Below are 1,184 nucleotides of genomic sequence, written 5' to 3' on the forward strand. Positions count from 1 at the left end.
GCATCCTGCATCGCCTTGCTCGTGAGGCCGATCTTGCGGCCCACGAGCCGCGCCCCGGCCTCCTCGCGGCGAGCGCGCCAGATGCGCTGCACCGCGTAGGAGTCCTCGATCGTCGCCTCGGGGTAGCGCGTCGAGATGCGCTCGATCGTGCCGCGCGAGCGCGTGGCCTCGGCGAGCTCGTCGGCGATCGCGGTGACCGTCGCGTCGTCGAGGCCCCGGCCAGGGCGCAGGTGGTCCGTCGTCACAGCTGGTTGCCGATCTTGAAGCCCTTCGCGGCCTCGCCCTTGTAGGTGCCGTCCTCGTCGCCCTTGCGCGTGTACGAGAAGCCGTCGGCGCCGACGGTCACCTCCATCTCGCTCGAGTCGGTGCGCTCGACGATCTCGACGACGTTGCCGTCGAGGTCGAGCACCGGCGAGGCCTCGGTGTACCAGGAGGGCACGACCGGGTTGCCCCACCAGTCGCGGCGCTGGTTGTCGTGCACGTCCCACGTGATGACGGGGTTGTCGGGGTCGCCGGTCCAGTAGTCCTGCGTGTAGATCTCGACGCGGTGGCCGTCGGGGTCGGTGATGTAGAGGTAGAACGCGTTCGAGACGCCGTGTCGGCCGGGGCCGCGCTCGATGTGGTCCGACATCCGCAGCGCGCCGAGCTTGTCGCAGATCTGGATGATGTTGTGCTTCTCGTGGGTCGAGAACGCGATGTGGTGCATGCGCGGGCCGTTCCCGCCCGTGAGCGCGGTGTCGTGCACGGTGCCCTTGCGGTGCATCCACGCGGCGTAGGTGACGCCCTGGTCGTCCTGGATGTCCTCCGTGACGCGGAAGCCGAGGTCCTCGAGGTACTTGCGACCGCGCGGCACGTCGGGCGTGACCTGGTTGAAGTGGTCGAGGCGCACGAGCTCGCCCGCCGAGTAGAGGTCGTAGCGCTGGTGCAGCCGCTCGGCGTGCTCGGTCGCGTAGAAGAACTCGTAGGGGAAGCCCAGCGGGTCCTCGACGCGCACGCTGTCGCCGAAGCCCTTCTGGAAGCCGTCCGCGCGACGCTCCGTGCGGCATCCGAGCTCGCGGTAGTAGGCCTCGGCGCGGTCGACGTCCTCGGGCGTGCGCACGCGGTACGCGAACGCGGCGACCGCGGCGACGGGGCCCTTGCGGAGGACGAGGTTGTGGTGGATGAACTCCTCGAACGACCGCAGG

At 69.8% G+C, this 1,184-nt stretch carries 1 protein-coding gene and 1 pseudogene; both read right to left on the reverse strand.

Annotated elements, in window-relative coordinates; genetic code table 11:
* Window positions 1-245: pseudogene (locus tag L332_RS0114955) on the reverse strand (2-oxo-hepta-3-ene-1,7-dioate hydratase); the annotation flags it as partial.
* On the reverse strand, window positions 242-1,184 hold a 943-nt coding region (hpaD, locus tag L332_RS0114960; protein ID WP_031223415.1), incomplete at its 5' end, for a 3,4-dihydroxyphenylacetate 2,3-dioxygenase. The gene hpaD and the pseudogene L332_RS0114955, both read right to left, overlap by 4 nt.

Source organism: Agrococcus pavilionensis RW1 (assembly GCF_000400485.1).
In the GTDB taxonomy this organism is placed as follows: domain Bacteria; phylum Actinomycetota; class Actinomycetes; order Actinomycetales; family Microbacteriaceae; genus Agrococcus; species Agrococcus pavilionensis.